General features: G+C 44.5%; 1 protein-coding gene. It reads right to left on the bottom strand.

Annotation, left to right across the window (positions count from 1 at the left end):
- On the bottom strand, nucleotides 1-227 hold a 227-nt coding region (locus tag A3763_RS05875; protein ID WP_197482797.1), incomplete at both ends, for a S49 family peptidase.

The raw sequence follows: 227 nt of genomic DNA on the forward strand, positions 1-227 counted from the left end.
TCCCAAAACTCAACCTCATCACCCTTTTCATCGCTAAAAGGATCTAGAAAGCCCTTATGAGCTCCCGCTGTATATAAACGTCTTTCGACGCCAAGCTTCTTCATCGTATCAACAAAACCAAAACCTGAAGCCACTACACCGATAGAACCAACCAAACTTGCCTTATCAGCGTAAATCTTATCCGCAGCCGCAGCAATGTAATATGCACCTGAAGCACCAATATCGCT

This window comes from Oleiphilus sp. HI0128 (genome assembly GCF_001635365.1).